Genomic DNA, 14530 nt, shown 5'->3' on the forward strand with positions numbered 1-14530 from the left:
GCGCGACCCTGCGCGCGCCTGTGCCCGTACGGACCGGCGCGGCGCAACTGGCGGGCGCATCGCGCCGCCTTTCCCTCTGGTTCTGCGATCTTCCGCTGGTCGAACCGGCCGCCCCGCTGCAGGATTTCGACGCCGCATTCAAGCAGGTACTGGCGTTCCGGCCCGCAGCCGAAGGCGCGCCATGCCGCCAGGAGCTGGCCGGCGGGCCGCTGCAGCAAGCCTTCGATGCCGACGTGCTCCCGGCCTCGACCTATGAGTGGCGCTTCGCGAACGATCCGGCGGCCGGCGGCGCGGGCCCGCTGTACGACATCGACCTGGGGGCCGTGCGCTTCCGGCCCCTGCGCCTGCTCGACCTCACGCTCGCCCGCGCCGACTTGCAGCAACCCCTGCGCATCGTGCGCGCGGTCGTGCTGGGAACACTGTCGCGCGACCTCGACGCCGGCAACGCACGCCCGGGCTTCGGTCCCGAGCGTGCCTATGACGGCGCCAACCCGGTCGCCGTGCAGCTGTTGCCCCATACACCCGGCAGTGAAGAGCTCAGTTTCGAGACCGCGACCTGGCATGCGGTCCACACCATCGCGGACACGCCCTACCCCTGGCGCTACCACGCAGCGCCCGGCAAGGTCCCGCTGCGTTTCCACCTGCCGGAACTGACGGTCGCGCTGGGCGGCTGCGTCGGCGCGCCCACGCCGGGCTTCAGCTCGAACACGACATCGGCCTGGCTCGAACTCGAGCTGTCGGGCAGGTCCGAGGCCGGCGGGCCCGCCCTGGCCGGCGCCAGCCTCTCGCTGATGCTGTTCGGCCAGCCCAGCCGCTTCACCGGCGGCGCGGCCACGGCCACCGCCACGGGCGACCTGCTGGTGCGCTTCTCCTTCCCCGGTGAGCTGCCCGGGTCGGGACTCGCGCTGCGCGAAGCGTTGCTGAGCCAGCTGGCGCTCACGACCCAGGGCGGCCTGGCCGCGCCCGTTCCGCTGCTGACGCTCAGTGGCGCCCTGCAGGCGATCTGGACCGGAGACGACAAGAAGGAGGCCGCGCCCGCTGAAACCCTGCGGCTGGCCCTGGTGGCGCTGGAATTCGGCGCGGCGAGCCTACTGCGCTGGCTGAACCACCGGCTGCCGGCGTTCACGGTCGACATCGACCACATGCAGGGGCTGGTGGCGATCGACCTGCCCGCGCCGCAGGGCGCGCCGGGACGGGTCGAGCCCATCGCCGGCCTGCAGATGACGGCGACTGCGCTCCAGGCGCGGCTGCGCATGGTCGTTGCGGACATCGCGCCCACCGACGTCAAGCGTGGAACCTTCGCCGCCGGGTCGGGACTGGGCGAGCTGCTCGCCACCGGAGACTTGGGCAAGGCCAAGTCGGATCCGCTCTCGGTGACCGCGTTTCGCCACCGGATCCAGATCGTGTCCGGCTCGGACCAAGCGAGGGTCGAATCCGCGATCACGCTGAGCCTGGCCGGCGAGGCGAGCAGCAGCATCAGCTGGCCAGTCGCTTCGCTGCCCAATGATCCCGCGACACTCGCGGGCCAGGTCGGGGGACGCGCCGTGACGGCCTTCATCGAGCCGGAAGGCGAGCATGCGCTGACCCATACCCAGCGCATCGTGCTGGTCGATGCGCCCCTGCCCACCTCCTGCCTGGCTCCGCTGGGCGGGCCGCGCGCGGGCGGTATGGCGCTCGAGCGGCCATGGGTCCTGCACGCCCTCGTGCGGCACCGCGTGGGTTCTGCCGCCACGCCTGGCGAATATCTGCAGTGGACCTGCCTCGACCATGTCGTCGTGGCCGGCGCGCGCGCGTTGGCGGAAGCGTGCCGGCGCGATCTGCAGACGCCGACCAGCGGCAAGGACCGCCGGCCCCACGCCTTCGCCGGCCGTTACCGCGACGAGCGCAAACAGCCGGGATCGCCGGAATTCGCGTCGCCGGTCTTCGTCAAGGCGGGCATCGGCCTGCGCGCCCATGCCCTTGCCGGTTTTCCGGTCGCCGCCATAGCCGAGCGCCTGATCGCGGGCCTCCAATTCGGTCCCGACCAGCGGATAGAGGGCGCCTGGAACGACAGCTGGATCGTTAATGGCGCCGGGCCGGCTGTCTTCCTGTCCAAAGACGCGCAGCATACGGGCGTGCAGTTGTCGCTGCCCTGGATCTGTGACCTCAGTCCGGTGGACGCCAACGGCAAGCGAAACGCCAGCATGCCCACGCCCGGCCCATTCCGCCAGGCCGGCGCCGTCAAGCGCGCCTGGACGGCTCCGGACATCGATTGGGTCGCGGGCCTGCCGATGAAGCTGTCCACCGAGCCGCCGCGGACCTTGAGCGTGAAAACCCATGACGCCGTCGAGTTGCGGCGCGCCCTCGATAACGCCCTCGGTGCGAGCCTGGCGCCGCCCGGACCTGACACCGACCTGCGCGCCTTGACGCCGGTCGAGCAGGTCTTCCTGCGCGGGCCGCAAGGCGGCGTGCCAATGGAAGAGACGCCGTTCTGGCTACGTTCGCTCCTGGCCCTGTCCACGCTGTGGCGCGACTACAAGCCCGCGGCGCCGCTCGACCTGCAGTCCCGCATGCGGGCGCTGCTCGTCTCTAGCCGGCCGGATGGCCGACATGCCACGGTGCGACTACAGCCCCCGGCGCAAGATGCGGCCGACGGCGCGCCGCCATCGCGCCTTGCAGCGCCGGGCGCGGCGCCCATGCTGTATGCGCTGGCTCGCACGGGTCAAAAGGATGAGGCGCTGCGGCCGGGCGACCTGCCCGATCTGGCGGCCGGCGCCAAGGGCGCCGGCGCGGCGCGCCTGCGCGGCATCGCCGACAGCATGCTGCTGGACCCGGTGACCGCAATTGCCGTGGTCCGCGGCCCGCGCTCGCTGGACTGGACCGACGTCTTCTTCCCGGCCGACCTCGACGACCCGGCGCTGCGCGTGCGCCCGCCTCGCGCCGCGGTGCAGGCAGGCCTGTTCGCGTCGCCTTCGCTGGGCTGGCCCACCGCCGCTGGCGCCGAGGAAGCGGCCGCCGCATCGCTCGGCATGGGCGAGGACCGGCCGTTCCAGGACCCGGTCCGCGTGCCACCCCAGGCGGGGGTACACTACCCGGGAGACAATGGCACGGGCTTTTCCGGCCGCGTCGCCAGCCTCTCGCTGCCGCACCAGGCCTGGGCCGCATCTGACGGTGAACACGCCGTCTTCTACGCATTGGGACGCAAGACCATCTTCGAGCGCCCTGGAGGCCTTCCGCTGAACTGCCCTCCCGCGCGCCACCTGAGCGCCTCGCACGCCCGCGCCCTGGCCCCGCGCGCGGATGAGCTGGCCTCGGCGCTACGCCGGGCCACCAGCGGCAGCGTCGCGCCGATCGTCCCCCCCTACCTCGAACGGAGCAGTTTGGGCTTGCGCCCGGGCGCGATGCAGGCGGAATTCGACGCGCTGATAATCACAGGCCCCGAGACCGTGGACGGATTCGATCCGCTCAGTCCCTGGCTGGGACGGGCCGCGCACGGCGGCCCGGCGCTGGTCCGGCAGCTGCGCCCCCCGCGCTCGGTGGCCCTGCCGCGCGTCGTGCTGTCCGCCGCCACGCCGGCGGAACTGGCTATCGCACCGCTGCCGCAGCGCTTCGAAACCCATGGCAGGCGCACCTTCGTCGCGCTCGACGACAACGATGGCCTGGGCCAGGAGCCGGTGCCGTTCCGCTGGTTCTCCGGGATCGCGACCGTGCTGCGGGTGCAGGCGAGCGCCGGGCTCGCGAGCATCCACCTGCGGCTGGGCTTCGAGGTGCTGCAGTCCGACCTGCGGCACAAGGGCGGATGGGCGAACTGGTCGATCCGCCTGCTTGCCAGCAGTCCGGGCCTGGACGGCCCGCAGCTGCTCAGGCACCTTACCGAGATGGGCCTGATCGTGGAATGCCCGGGCGGGCGCGACCTTCCCACCGCCAGCCTGGTGGCCGATCGTTTTCCGTACCGCTTCCAGGCTGCCAAGTGGAAGCTGCAAGGCGAGCGCGTGCAGCTGCGCCTGTACGGCATGTCCGACGACACTGCGCGGCAACTGCGCGAGCGCCTGCTGGCTGCGGATGGCGATACCCGGCTCAGCCTGAGCATCGTCTGCGCCCGCCATGCCGCCCCGCTGAACGTCCCGGCCTCGCACAGTTTCAACCTGGAGCCGGAAAGCTGGGGGGCGCTAGCGGGCATGCGCCCCGAAACGCGGCGCTCGATCGTGCTGCCGATTCCGCTGCGCCAGGCCGACGCGCCCAGCGTGCCGCTGCAGGCGGCCACCCTGGCGTTCGCCGATCCCTCGTACGACCGCGCGCTGTCGGGTCCCGGCGGCCAGGACGTTCAGCGCGACAAGGACGGACTCGCCTGGAAGCTGTCCACCGACCGTGTGGAATATGGCGTCGATACGCCGATCTACCTCGCGTTCGGGGCCCTGCTTGGCGGCGCGCCGGCGCCGGGCGCCAGGGCGGGCCGCTTCCGCGCCGGCACCACTGGCCAGGGCACGCTGAGGCTGACACACGCGTCGCGCGAGCCCGACGGCCAGACCGAGCCCGAACCGGTTGCCATCGCGGACTGCGCGCCGTCCGCAGCCGGGCCGGCGACCTACCTCATCGACTCCAGCCAGGCCTATTCCATTACCCTGGATCGCTTGCGCAAGGCGCCGCCGGGCGGGGACGAGGCGCCCCTGCGCTACAAGGATGGCGACGAGCTGGCGATCACGGTCTCCTTTGTCCCGGCGCCCGGCCACGACCCGCGTGACCTGTCGGTGCGGGTAAGGCTGGTGAACCGCCCGATCACCCCGCCGCCACCGGGCGTCTACTCGCTCGTGTGCACGGACGACACCCAGGGCGCGCCGGCCGCCGCCCACGTGCTCCTGCATGCATCGACCCCGCTGCCGCAGCAAATCGAGTTCGTCGATCTGCTCGACGACCTGGCGCTGGGCCACATCCGCCGCCGCGCGCTGTTCCTCTGGCACGTGGCGGCCACGCCGGACCGCTCGCTGCACCGGGCGACGCTGGTCAAACTCGACCGTTCCGGAGGCGGCCAGTTCCCCAATACTCCCGCGGATTTCCGGTCACTCGACCCGCTGCGGCCATGACACGGGCCTGTCCACCTGCAGCTCGTCCCCTACCAACCGAAAGGAATGCACATGAAACGACTGCTTGCCCTCTCCCTGGCCCTGGCAATGCCGGGCCTTGCGTTCGCGAACCCCACCTGCAACTGCGGTCCCGATTATTGCCTGGACACACCGGGCTACAAGAATGCGCTCGCCAACAAGAAGGCGGCGGCGCAAAAGGGCGGCGCCCCCGCCCGGCTCGTCGCCCTTTATGACAAGCTCGACCATTGCGAAGCCGCGATCCGCATGAGTCCTGACTCCTTCAATATCCTGCGGCAAAGTAAGGAAGGCGACATCACGATCGACGGCTGGACCAGTGAAAACGAGAAAAACGACGCGGCCGCCGTCAAGAATGGCGCGCTCAAGGCATGCTACGTCATCCTGGCGCGCACGGCCTTCGCCTGCTGCAACGCGCCCAAACCCGAGGACCGGCCCGACTATGACAGCACGCTCGAGATGAGCAAGTCCACGGCTCTCGCCTGTCAATAAGCGCGCCGCGCTTCAGCGCGTCGGCCCCATCGTCCGCCGGCGGTAGACCCGGAAGTACAAGGCCGCGTTGATGGCAAGCGCCCCTGCGGCCAGCACAAGCTGGACCGTGCGCGTCAGCGCGCCCGGATATATCAGCGGCAGCAAGTAGTGGTCGATGAAGCCGCCGCTGTAGCCCGCCCCGCCGGCCTGCATGCGCAGCCACACCTCCAGCGGGGTCAGGGGGCAGACCGCGCCCAGCAACTCGATCCCGGCGCCCCAGGCGACTGCAGCCAGGTGCACAAACAGCAGGCGCCGGTGACGCGCCACCAGCAACGCGCCGAACACCAGATATGCATTTTTACAACATGCGGTCATCAAGTTGATCGGCGCAAGCTTCTTCAGACCCAGTAATTTCTACGGGTCAGCGCCGCAAATGCGTGTGCTGCACTACTCGGAGGTCGATGCGCTCCCGTTTAGCAGCTTGCCCTTCTCGAGTTGTAGACGCCACCGCGCCGCTAGTTCCTAACGCGGCTTCCGCGAAGGCATCAGTCTGAAAGGCAGTTGCGTCAACGCCATGTGCATCTCAGGGCCTACGGGCGTTATGCTGCCTGCTGGGTGGAGTCCCACAAGGCGTTTTCGGGCTTTCAGTGCCACGTCTGAGAACGGCCATTTACTGGCCGCTTTTCGCTTTGAAATCAAAACCTTGGCACAAGCCGATACCATGATTAGTAGCGAGCGGCACGCTGGTATGCGCATACTCCAACGGCAGCGTCCCAGATTCTGTGCCATGTTTAATAATATTGAATCTTTTGCTTAGCACTGCTCGGACATGCACGTCCGACAAATAAAAGAGCTGTTGATCATTCACGCAGAATGATCAACAACACTTCAGTTTTCACTTCAAAATCAGTTACTTAGATACTCCCGTCACTCCCACTCGATGATCAACGGCTCAGCTAAACCAATGAATTCAAAAGAATCTCGCTATCAACTGCCTCATCAATACCATGGCTGATACCAGTTAACTAAACTAGCTCGCCTTTTGTTTTTTACGCTGGCCCTGTGGTCGCACCGGTCACTACTCATGGCGCGATGAAGATCGTTGCCGCACGTACCTGAGCATAGTCAGACGCCGCCGTGGGCAACGCTCCCGTTCCGACTAGCTGAATCATCATCGCCTCGCCTGTTTTAGACATCGTAAGGCAAGTTGCGGTCGCGGCAGCGCGTCGCATGCTCAAACTATCGTTGGCGATGCCGCCGCCGCGTTGGTCGGCCGACCCATGGATAAGTATTTGTCTAGCTCTGCGGCCAAACTCGGTGATTTTCAACCGAAGGCGCTTACAATCAGCGTGCACTACCTGATGGCTGCCGGTATCAAAATGAATTTGCATTACCGACGTCCATGATGCGTGGAGCGAGGAATCTTGCCTCGGGACCAGCGTCGCCACGTTTTTTGACATGGTTTCGACTTCGGCTCTCAGTCTTTTCACTTCATCGACAAGAATCTTGAATTCCGTGGGCGGTGGTGCTACGGGTGGCGCAGGAACCGAAGGAGGCGTCGCTAGGCAGGCGTCGGTGCCTTCGTCCGACACCTTGCTGCATTCTTTCTCGAGATCCCTCTCGACGAATTTTGTATCCTTCACCGCGTTGCCGTCGGCCCCCGCAGCCGTGATGGAGTCGTTCGTGCGCTCTGCCTGTTTTGTCAGGTTGACCGCCCTGAACAGCTCGTTTAGGACGCTGGCTTTCGTTGCCAACGTTTCTCTATACTCCGGAAATCCGATTGCACCACTCCAGAACTTTTCGCAGGCCCCGTAAGCCTCCCCGATCTTTTTCTTGACTAGAGGAGGAAAGTTTGCTGGCGTTACCGAGTAGCCCCCGACCAATGAGATACCAGATCTGAGGGGGACGCTCAGCAAGCGTTTGCAGCCATCGTGCAGGCCGGCGCGCAGGCCCTGGCAAACGTTCTCGGCAAGTGGGTACTTCGACGGCGTAATGGTGCAAGTATCATCCTGGTGCATGCCGTAGAGGGCAACCGCGACTGGGATGATTAGCTCGAGACTCAGGCTCATGAGGGGTCACCGCATTACCGTTTGAAGCGCAATCGCGAAAGGCACATTTGCTACTGTAGTCTTGTCAGCCTGTTTATCCTGTGTCTTCTTATCAGCGGGGGCGGTGACTTCGGGCTTCTTGTCGGCAGGCGGCTTGCCTTGATCATCTTTCGGCGCTGCGGGTCGCTTTGTCTCTTCCGCATGGTCGACGGTGCAGCTGACCGGAGCGATTTGCCGATCGCTGGCCTCCTTGGCGTCCAGCAGGCGAATCGTCCCAGCTTCGTAGACCGACATCACAATCATCTCGATACCCTCGGCCGCTGTCATTTTACCTCCGCCAATTGCGATCGCGGCCGTTCTGGTCTGGTCGAGGGCAGGCCGGATGGCAGTCGAGTATTCATTGCCTTTCAAGCAGATCTTTGCCGCAGACCCACCGATTTTCTGGCCCTTCAGCATGAATTTTTCGCCGGTTTTGACACTGACGTCGACCGTCACAATGTTGAGAAAATCCTGATAGGGCATGGCAGCATTTAACACTGAAAGCGGAATGGCTTCGCCCACTACGCTACCGCCATACTTCTTGCGAATCTCCGCAATATGCGCTTCCTTCGCCGATCGATAGGTGGTAATCAGTTGAGCGTAGTTCGCGGCATCGAACGTTGGCCAGTTCTCCGCCGCCTTGAACACCTCGTTTTTCGAGGCTTCCACTTCTTTAAACTGCGGATTGAGTCGCGCGAGCAAGCATGCTCGTTGGTACCACACGCCGGTGATAATATCCCTGTCGTTTAGGTCACCTTTGAATTTGATGGTTTTGTTAGTGTTAAATACTTCCCCGCCGTCGAGTACTGGCATGGCAGCCAACTGAAGTTCACCTCTGACAATCGCCAGCCGCGGGCATTGAGTTCGGGCATCGTAAATCGATTGCTTCTGACTCTCGGACAGGTTCCGCATATTGCGCCAGTCCTCAAGATGCGTGCAACCAGAAAGGAAGATCGTTAAACATAGAACTGTCCGTATCTTCAGCGATGCCATCTTTTCGGCCCCTTCTCACGATATAGCGGGATTATTTTGGAAACTCCTACGACTACATTAGCGAAAATTTTGCAAATTTGCAATGAAAGTGATGGGATCAGGATTCTCTCAACATCGACGTCGACGACCGCTTATTGATGGTCGTGTAGCTAACGCGCTCGTCTGATGCAGGCTTGCTTTTCCACTCCAATCGAATTGTTCAGTGGTGACACTGGGTGAATTTTTTCGTATGGCAAACTGATATGCTTTCAAGATCGGTCGAGTTCGACCATATTTGAAAGCGAGCAGCCATTGTCGTCGTCGCCAAGCATACTTCTAGATCAGATCCTGAGCGCCCGCACGTCGCCCTCGCGTGCCGCTCACGATTACTCGAATGAGCGTCGCTCGCAGGTCCGGCTCGCATTTCTCTACCAATGCGACTCCGCCGCTGAATACACGAATGGAAAAAGAAGAAAAAAGCACCAGGTTGCCTCCCCCGCGTCGCTGCTGGGCTTCGAACTGCTCAGCGCCTATTGGTTTCGCAAGGTTTGGCAAAACTACTTGAGTGTGTTGGGCCACGGCGCACTGCCGGGGCAGCTCGAACAGGCGTTGGGCAACCACAGCCGGATACAGGACGGGTTCGACGGCTTGTCCAGGGACCTGCGGCAGCGTCTCTACGATGCACACCTGCGCTACGGCATGCGTACGTTACTGGAAAGCGATCCCGCTCCGGTAGCGCTAGCGGAACTGATTGCCAGCCCGACTTTGCTTCGCGCCAAACACGTGCGGGAAGGCGACTGGTACCTCATCGAGTACCGTGACGGCGGTAGTCTACAGGCGCCACGCCAACCGACCAAACTGGACGAAATCGTGTACACGAGCATCGGACTGTCCAGCGACCAGGACGGTCGACCCCGACGTGGCACGCTGTTGCGCATCGTACCGCTCGCGGTCGAGGACCGCGCGCTTCATGCGTTGCTGCAGGCCCTGCACTTCCCGCAGGCAGAACCGCAGGCCGGCCCGCGAGCCGGCGAGGAGGGACGTCCGCCCAGGGGCGACATGCCACGTATCGTCATGGACGAGTCCCAGCATTTCGTCATGAAGGCTGCAGACGGCGACTTTCCGCTGTCCTTTGCCCGGCGGCGCGACCAGCCGACCTCAAAGTCATCCCGGCACGCTGCGCTGATGAACGCGATCGTCGCGGGCAGACAGCAGGCCATGGCACCGCCACCGCCTGCCGGCTCCCCTGGCCCCCATGTGGCACTCAGGCCCGGGCAGCCTCAGGCGCAGTCGCAGTGCAATCCCATGACGTGGAGCGGCAGCGGCCCGCAGCCCTTCGTCGGCGTCAACATGGTCGGGGCAGGCAACAACATGGCGCTTTACGGCCGGGACGGCATCGTCGCCTATGTCGACTTCGGCGCGCCACTACCGGCTAACGAGAACACGGCCCCCTCCTGCGCCAACCCGTGTGTGTGCGACGATCCACGCATGATCCTGTCGCACTGGGACTACGATCACTACGCAATGGTCCGCAAGGTCGGCGGAGCGTGGCAGCGGCGTTGGCTCGCGCCTCAGCAGGTGCTCGGCAGCGTATCGGCGCGCGAACTCTATATGCGGCTGCTGGCCGCTGCGCCCCGTGGCGGCGCGCTGGCCTTGTGGCCCATCAGCTCGGGACCGACACACCTGAATCTGCCGTTCGGCTATGTCGAACGCGGCACGGGCGCGCCGGTCAACGATGACTGCCTGGCCGTGCACGTACGCACACGCGACGACCCGGCTGGCCCGCCCGCCGCGGCGTGGCCTGCGATATTCGCGTCCCGGTCTGCACCGACTACTGCAGCCGGCCCTGCCCGTCCCCGCGCTGTCATCGTGAGCAATCACCTAGAAGCCGCATGGTTCGACACGGCGGCTCACACTCCCTGGAGATACTCCGTAGCGGTCCCTCTTACCACACGACCAATGTGGTTGTGGCACCCATCTCCCCCGCGAGGCGCCACTGTGTGGGGGAAGGTATTAGCGCCGACGATCGGGCGATCTATCAGGGCTTGCTGGATTCCTGCAGCCGGACTTCCCGTACCGGGCCACCCCGGTGGCAAAACCGATAAGCCAGCACTACCCAGTGGCAAACCATGGCCGGGGGGATGGGCGATGTCGGCGACCGATTTCGTCGATCTGGGCGGATGCATCGTGGATTTCCCGTCCGGCGCCTCGGGGGTCCCGGTCGACAATGTCATGTGCGTCTCGCCCACCCCAGGTACGATATGGGCCGCGCCCGCCAGACCGAGCGCGCTGGGCCCCGGCGGTGCGATCTGGTTCCCGGCAACCAGTGGCTGGAAACCCGCATGGCGCAGCGGGGGCTGGATGCTGCCGCTGCCTGTCTCTGGCGCCGCAGCGTTGGCCCCCCTGCCCGCAGGTCCGACCCCCATCGTCCCGGCGGTGGGCGCGGCTCCCGTCACGGCCAAGGAAGAATACATCCTGCTGCCTGGTGATGCCGGCTACCAGCACCTGCCCTCGCTCCAGACGCGCAAGAAGGCGATTGCAGGCAACCAAGCGGTGCCCACCTTCGTTGGCATGGTGGCTACGCACCACGGCTCGGACAGTTGGATCCCGAAGACTGCGGCCCTAGCCATCCAGGCCACGGCTCATATACCGACGGCTGGCACGCCAAAGATTGTTTATTCGTACGGTACCCGGATCCACGGCTCCAGTACGGGAGCGCACTGCTATGTCGTCAATGGGGACGGCCATCCTCGCCCCGATGCGATCAACGCCTATAGTGCGTTCGGGTGGGGATCGCCGGACGCCGCCGGCCCATACGCCTTCAACCGGCTGAACACAGCACCTCACGATTTCGAGAGCGCGCAACCGTTCAATCCACTTGGACTCGCCAGCGGTACGGGGCCTGCCGTGGCAAACAGCGATGGGCATTACAACGGCAATGTCGCGCTCACACCTCATATGTCGTCAGTCGTTGCATCACTGATTCATACCTGCCCGCATTGCAAACAACAGCGCAAGTATTATTTTTGAGGCCATTCAGACCTAATCTTCCTGGCACCTTCTCAAAGAACCCAACATCAGCAGAGTGCAAACAAGCGAACAAGGTCGAAAGAGTGGACGTTCGCTCGCCAAGCCCCGTCTTCGTTGGCGCCGACCTATTTGTCGATCGCACGCTGTAGATCAGCATGGTCTGGCCGAGCGTCAGTCGCATCGGGTAATCCCTTGAAGAATACGCCACGTGGTGCCTTGGGCTTCCAAGTTTGACAGCACGGCGCCCACGAACTGACGAAGCACGATCCAGTTATTAAACTCGGCCTTTCAATGGACTCGCCCCCGGCAGATCGGTTCCACGATATCGCGCAGGTTGTCGCTCATCCGGTGCCAAACGGCCATATCACCGCTGGGAAGCTCATGCGCCTCAACGGTGCCCTTACCATCGAAAGCAAAAACTGCCATATGCTTTTCCTGGAGACCCATCGCAAAGCGTTACCAAACGCCGTCTATCGACGGCGCGCATAACGTTAACTTCTTCGTCGGCCCTTGGCTGTCTGCCAATGCAATTTTCTTGAGTGCCTTCGGCGGCCTGCGATACCAAGCCATACAGGCATTCATAAGATCAAGGAACTGAACAGACTGGCCATCGAGGAGCGACTCAGTAATAGCATGATCGTGGCTGGCAAAAAACTCGCCGACGTGCTGAATCTCTCCGAGGCTGACTTTTCGATCAATCAGACGCTTTTGCAGCATCCTACGAGGAACACGCCACTCGACTCCGTCTTTGCGCAATGCGACACCCATAATAGGAGCCATGAAATCGATTAGCCAGCCATCGCACTCGACCCATGCATGAAACGCCCTTTCATCGTTCACGAAGACGTCGTTTTCATCTCGGCCATATATAACAACGTTCGCCCGCTGCTCATCAACCATGAGCGCCATACAGCCAGCACTGATCGTTGCAGGAAGGTCGTGATACTTCCGCAGGATGCTCGCTCCAACTGCTGCAAAAAAAATGCAGGCACGATGCGTAACTGCGATACCGGATGCCTCAAGAACGCTATAGATGACCTGATAGATACGTTGGTAATCAGCTAGCGGTAGCAGTGGTTGTTGATTCATCGCCGAGTAGCCACATCCAACTTTCGATGAACGTAGGACAGGATACCAAACACATCAATCGCGTCCAGCTCCGGCATGGGCCAAGTCGTCTTCGGCGCATGGGCAACAGGATTTCGTATTGCACCAAAAATGCCAGCTAACATGTTCGCGATTCCCTTCTGCTCACTTAGCTCGGTGTCTGTCCTGAACGAGTTAATTGCTAGGATTGGCGTCTTTACCGAAAACACAGCATTTATGAGTTCGGCACCGTCTGACCCAAGGCCTGAAATGAGTCGCAGCCGTTCGGCCATGCCCTTTACGGCTTCAAGCACCGCATGAAAATAGTTCTCTTCAAGTAGATCTGCCTTGCAATACTTGAGTACCTCAGTGTGGATACCGCGGCTCTCAAGCAGAGACCGCAGGCGGCCAGCGCGAGCACGAGCGCCATCTACCGTCGATTCCCGCGTCGTGTGCGCGACTTTGCCATCATTTCGTACTCTGTATCCAGCGAACGCAAGAGCAACATTGAGGCCATCCCGGCGCCAGTGAAAGAGCTCAGGTCCCGAAACATACTTAGCCGGGTCCATGGCCTTGTTGATGAACTGGATCAGAAAATTACCCGCTTGGACCTGGTTCTGCTTTTCGGCCAAAGCGTTGAACAGGCGCTTCCACTTGGTCAATGATGGGGCGGTGTCAGCCACTCCAATCTCGGATAACAAATGAGCGATCTCGGTGCCAGTCAGCCCGTTCGTAGTATTGCCGAGTACTTTGCACGCGGCTTCAAGTTCCGCCGAAGCGAAGCACGGAAGGTTTGCCATGGTTAGTTGTTTTGATCGTTCTTCTTTGGTGCACTTAGCGAAGATTCCATACGCCTCTCGGTACAAGTATGCGTTCGTTAGCATACATTCCCGCACGATTGAATCGTTGCTTGCTTCAATATTTCGAGATGAACCTGCTGCCACGAGTGCATGGACTAACGTGCCACAAGCAGCAAAAAAGGTACACGCCCCGTGACCATGTTTCCTTGGGTGCCAAAGACATGTGGGCCGCTGGGGACGACGAAATCCGCGGGCGTCGCCGGGCCGGCTGGCGTGACGTAATTCGACAGATGGCTCCAGTTGCGAAGGTCATCCCGTGCAAGCGGCTCGTACCTGCTTGGCGGGACGGGCCGTCTGACATATGACTTCACGAATGGAACGCTGGAGTAAGTCTTCGGAGCAGATCTGTCCAGATCCTCTACTGCCGTGTACAGCCCGATCTGAATGAGGACACTGCCGGCTGGACGTGGCTTTTCGTAGTCGGCGACCAGGTTGAAGTGACGCTTTTTCGACGGGCCAAGCAGCGTTGCGAGCTTCCTGGTCTGGTGGGGACTGTAGTGTTTCAGCTCGATGGCCACATCTTGGCCATCAGCGCCAGGAATCCAGAAATCGATGAATGTGTTCTGGTACCGCCATTCTCGCCGCGTCTGGGGATAGCATGCACAAAGATGCGGATACAGCGCCTGCTGTGCGCGGATTTCCGGTCGACCTCTTGTCATGTGTTCGAACAATGACCTGCCCGGCCCCAGGGCCGGAGCGGATTCTTCGGTGCGACAGGTGACAGGTGCATGGGTTAGCACACCATTCCGAAAAAAATCGTTGAGATAGTGATATAGCGTTGTCAGGATCATGTTGCCGAGTACTCCTTCTGGTTGAACTTGTTGGATTGCCTGACGTCGACTTGGTACCACCATTGCAGAGTGCATTCAGAACCGCGACAGGGTGGGCACTGTCCTTGCCGCTCGTGCATGAAGGTGCCACTGCCAGGGCGATGCAGCATCACACTCCA

Annotated in this window: 9 protein-coding genes; 3 read left to right on the forward strand and 6 right to left on the reverse strand. The window is 62.8% G+C overall.

Annotation, left to right across the window (positions count from 1 at the left end; all coding sequences use genetic code 11):
• Positions 1 to 20 precede the first annotated feature (20 nt).
• Together V7778_RS02005 and V7778_RS02010 are read left to right on the forward strand one after the other, a co-directional pair.
• Positions 21 to 5060 carry a hypothetical protein gene (locus V7778_RS02005; RefSeq protein ID WP_335551679.1) on the forward strand — a complete coding sequence of 1680 codons (5040 nt, stop codon included), beginning with the start codon at positions 21 to 23 and terminating at the stop codon, positions 5058 to 5060.
• Between the two features lie 51 nt (positions 5061 to 5111).
• Positions 5112 to 5567: a hypothetical protein gene (locus V7778_RS02010; protein WP_335551680.1), complete on the forward strand. Its 456-nt coding sequence runs from the start codon at positions 5112 to 5114 to the stop codon at positions 5565 to 5567.
• A gap of 12 nt (positions 5568 to 5579) precedes the next feature.
• Here V7778_RS02010 and V7778_RS02015 read toward each other — a convergent pair whose 3' ends face one another.
• From V7778_RS02015 to V7778_RS02025, 3 genes are all read right to left on the reverse strand, one after another.
• Entirely contained in the window at positions 5580 to 5921 is a 342-nt protein-coding gene (locus V7778_RS02015) for a DUF2784 domain-containing protein (protein ID WP_335551681.1), read from the reverse strand.
• Positions 5922 to 6628: 707 nt separating this feature from the next.
• Positions 6629 to 7615 (reverse strand): hypothetical protein, encoded by a 987-nt coding sequence (locus tag V7778_RS02020; protein ID WP_335551682.1) that lies wholly within the window; start codon positions 7613 to 7615, stop codon positions 6629 to 6631.
• A 6-nt stretch (positions 7616 to 7621) separates the two neighbouring features.
• Entirely contained in the window at positions 7622 to 8626 is a 1005-nt protein-coding gene (locus V7778_RS02025; RefSeq protein WP_335551683.1) for a hypothetical protein, read from the reverse strand.
• A gap of 291 nt (positions 8627 to 8917) precedes the next feature.
• Between V7778_RS02025 and V7778_RS02030 the strand changes: the two genes are divergently transcribed.
• Complete coding sequence (locus V7778_RS02030) at positions 8918 to 11635, forward strand: hypothetical protein (protein ID WP_335551684.1); 2718 nt, start codon at positions 8918 to 8920, stop codon at positions 11633 to 11635.
• 456 nt (positions 11636 to 12091) lie between these two features.
• Here the strand turns inward: V7778_RS02030 and V7778_RS02035 are convergent, their stop codons facing one another.
• The 3 genes from V7778_RS02035 to V7778_RS02045 all read right to left on the reverse strand — a co-directional run bounded on the left by V7778_RS02035 (position 12092) and on the right by V7778_RS02045 (position 14372).
• The gene (locus V7778_RS02035; protein ID WP_335551685.1) at positions 12092 to 12724 is read right to left on the reverse strand and encodes a DUF2026 family protein; all 633 of its coding nucleotides are present in this window, start codon (positions 12722 to 12724) and stop codon (positions 12092 to 12094) included.
• Complete coding sequence (locus V7778_RS02040; RefSeq protein WP_335551686.1) at positions 12721 to 13521, reverse strand: TIGR02391 family protein; 801 nt, start codon at positions 13519 to 13521, stop codon at positions 12721 to 12723. The genes V7778_RS02035 and V7778_RS02040 overlap by 4 nt, the downstream gene beginning before the upstream one ends.
• A 155-nt stretch (positions 13522 to 13676) precedes the next feature.
• Positions 13677 to 14372, reverse strand: coding sequence for a hypothetical protein (locus V7778_RS02045; protein WP_335551687.1), 696 nt, complete (start codon positions 14370 to 14372; stop codon positions 13677 to 13679).
• Positions 14373 to 14530: the final 158 nt, after the last annotated feature.

The sequence above is a fragment of the Massilia sp. DD77 genome (assembly GCF_036961685.1).
Classification (GTDB): Bacteria; Pseudomonadota; Gammaproteobacteria; order Burkholderiales; family Burkholderiaceae_D; genus Telluria.

Coding starts and splice junctions, on each gene's coding strand:
- V7778_RS02020 (WP_335551682.1), bottom strand. CDS start 7,615: ATGAGCCTGAGTCTCGAGCTAATCATCCCAGTCGCGGTTGCCCTCTAC.
- V7778_RS02010 (WP_335551680.1), top strand. CDS start 5,112: ATGAAACGACTGCTTGCCCTCTCCCTGGCCCTGGCAATGCCGGGCCTT.
- V7778_RS02035 (WP_335551685.1), bottom strand. CDS start 12,724: ATGAATCAACAACCACTGCTACCGCTAGCTGATTACCAACGTATCTAT.
- V7778_RS02040 (WP_335551686.1), bottom strand. CDS start 13,521: ATGGCAAACCTTCCGTGCTTCGCTTCGGCGGAACTTGAAGCCGCGTGC.
- V7778_RS02015 (WP_335551681.1), bottom strand. CDS start 5,921: ATGACCGCATGTTGTAAAAATGCATATCTGGTGTTCGGCGCGTTGCTG.
- V7778_RS02025 (WP_335551683.1), bottom strand. CDS start 8,626: ATGGCATCGCTGAAGATACGGACAGTTCTATGTTTAACGATCTTCCTT.
- V7778_RS02045 (WP_335551687.1), bottom strand. CDS start 14,372: ATGATCCTGACAACGCTATATCACTATCTCAACGATTTTTTTCGGAAT.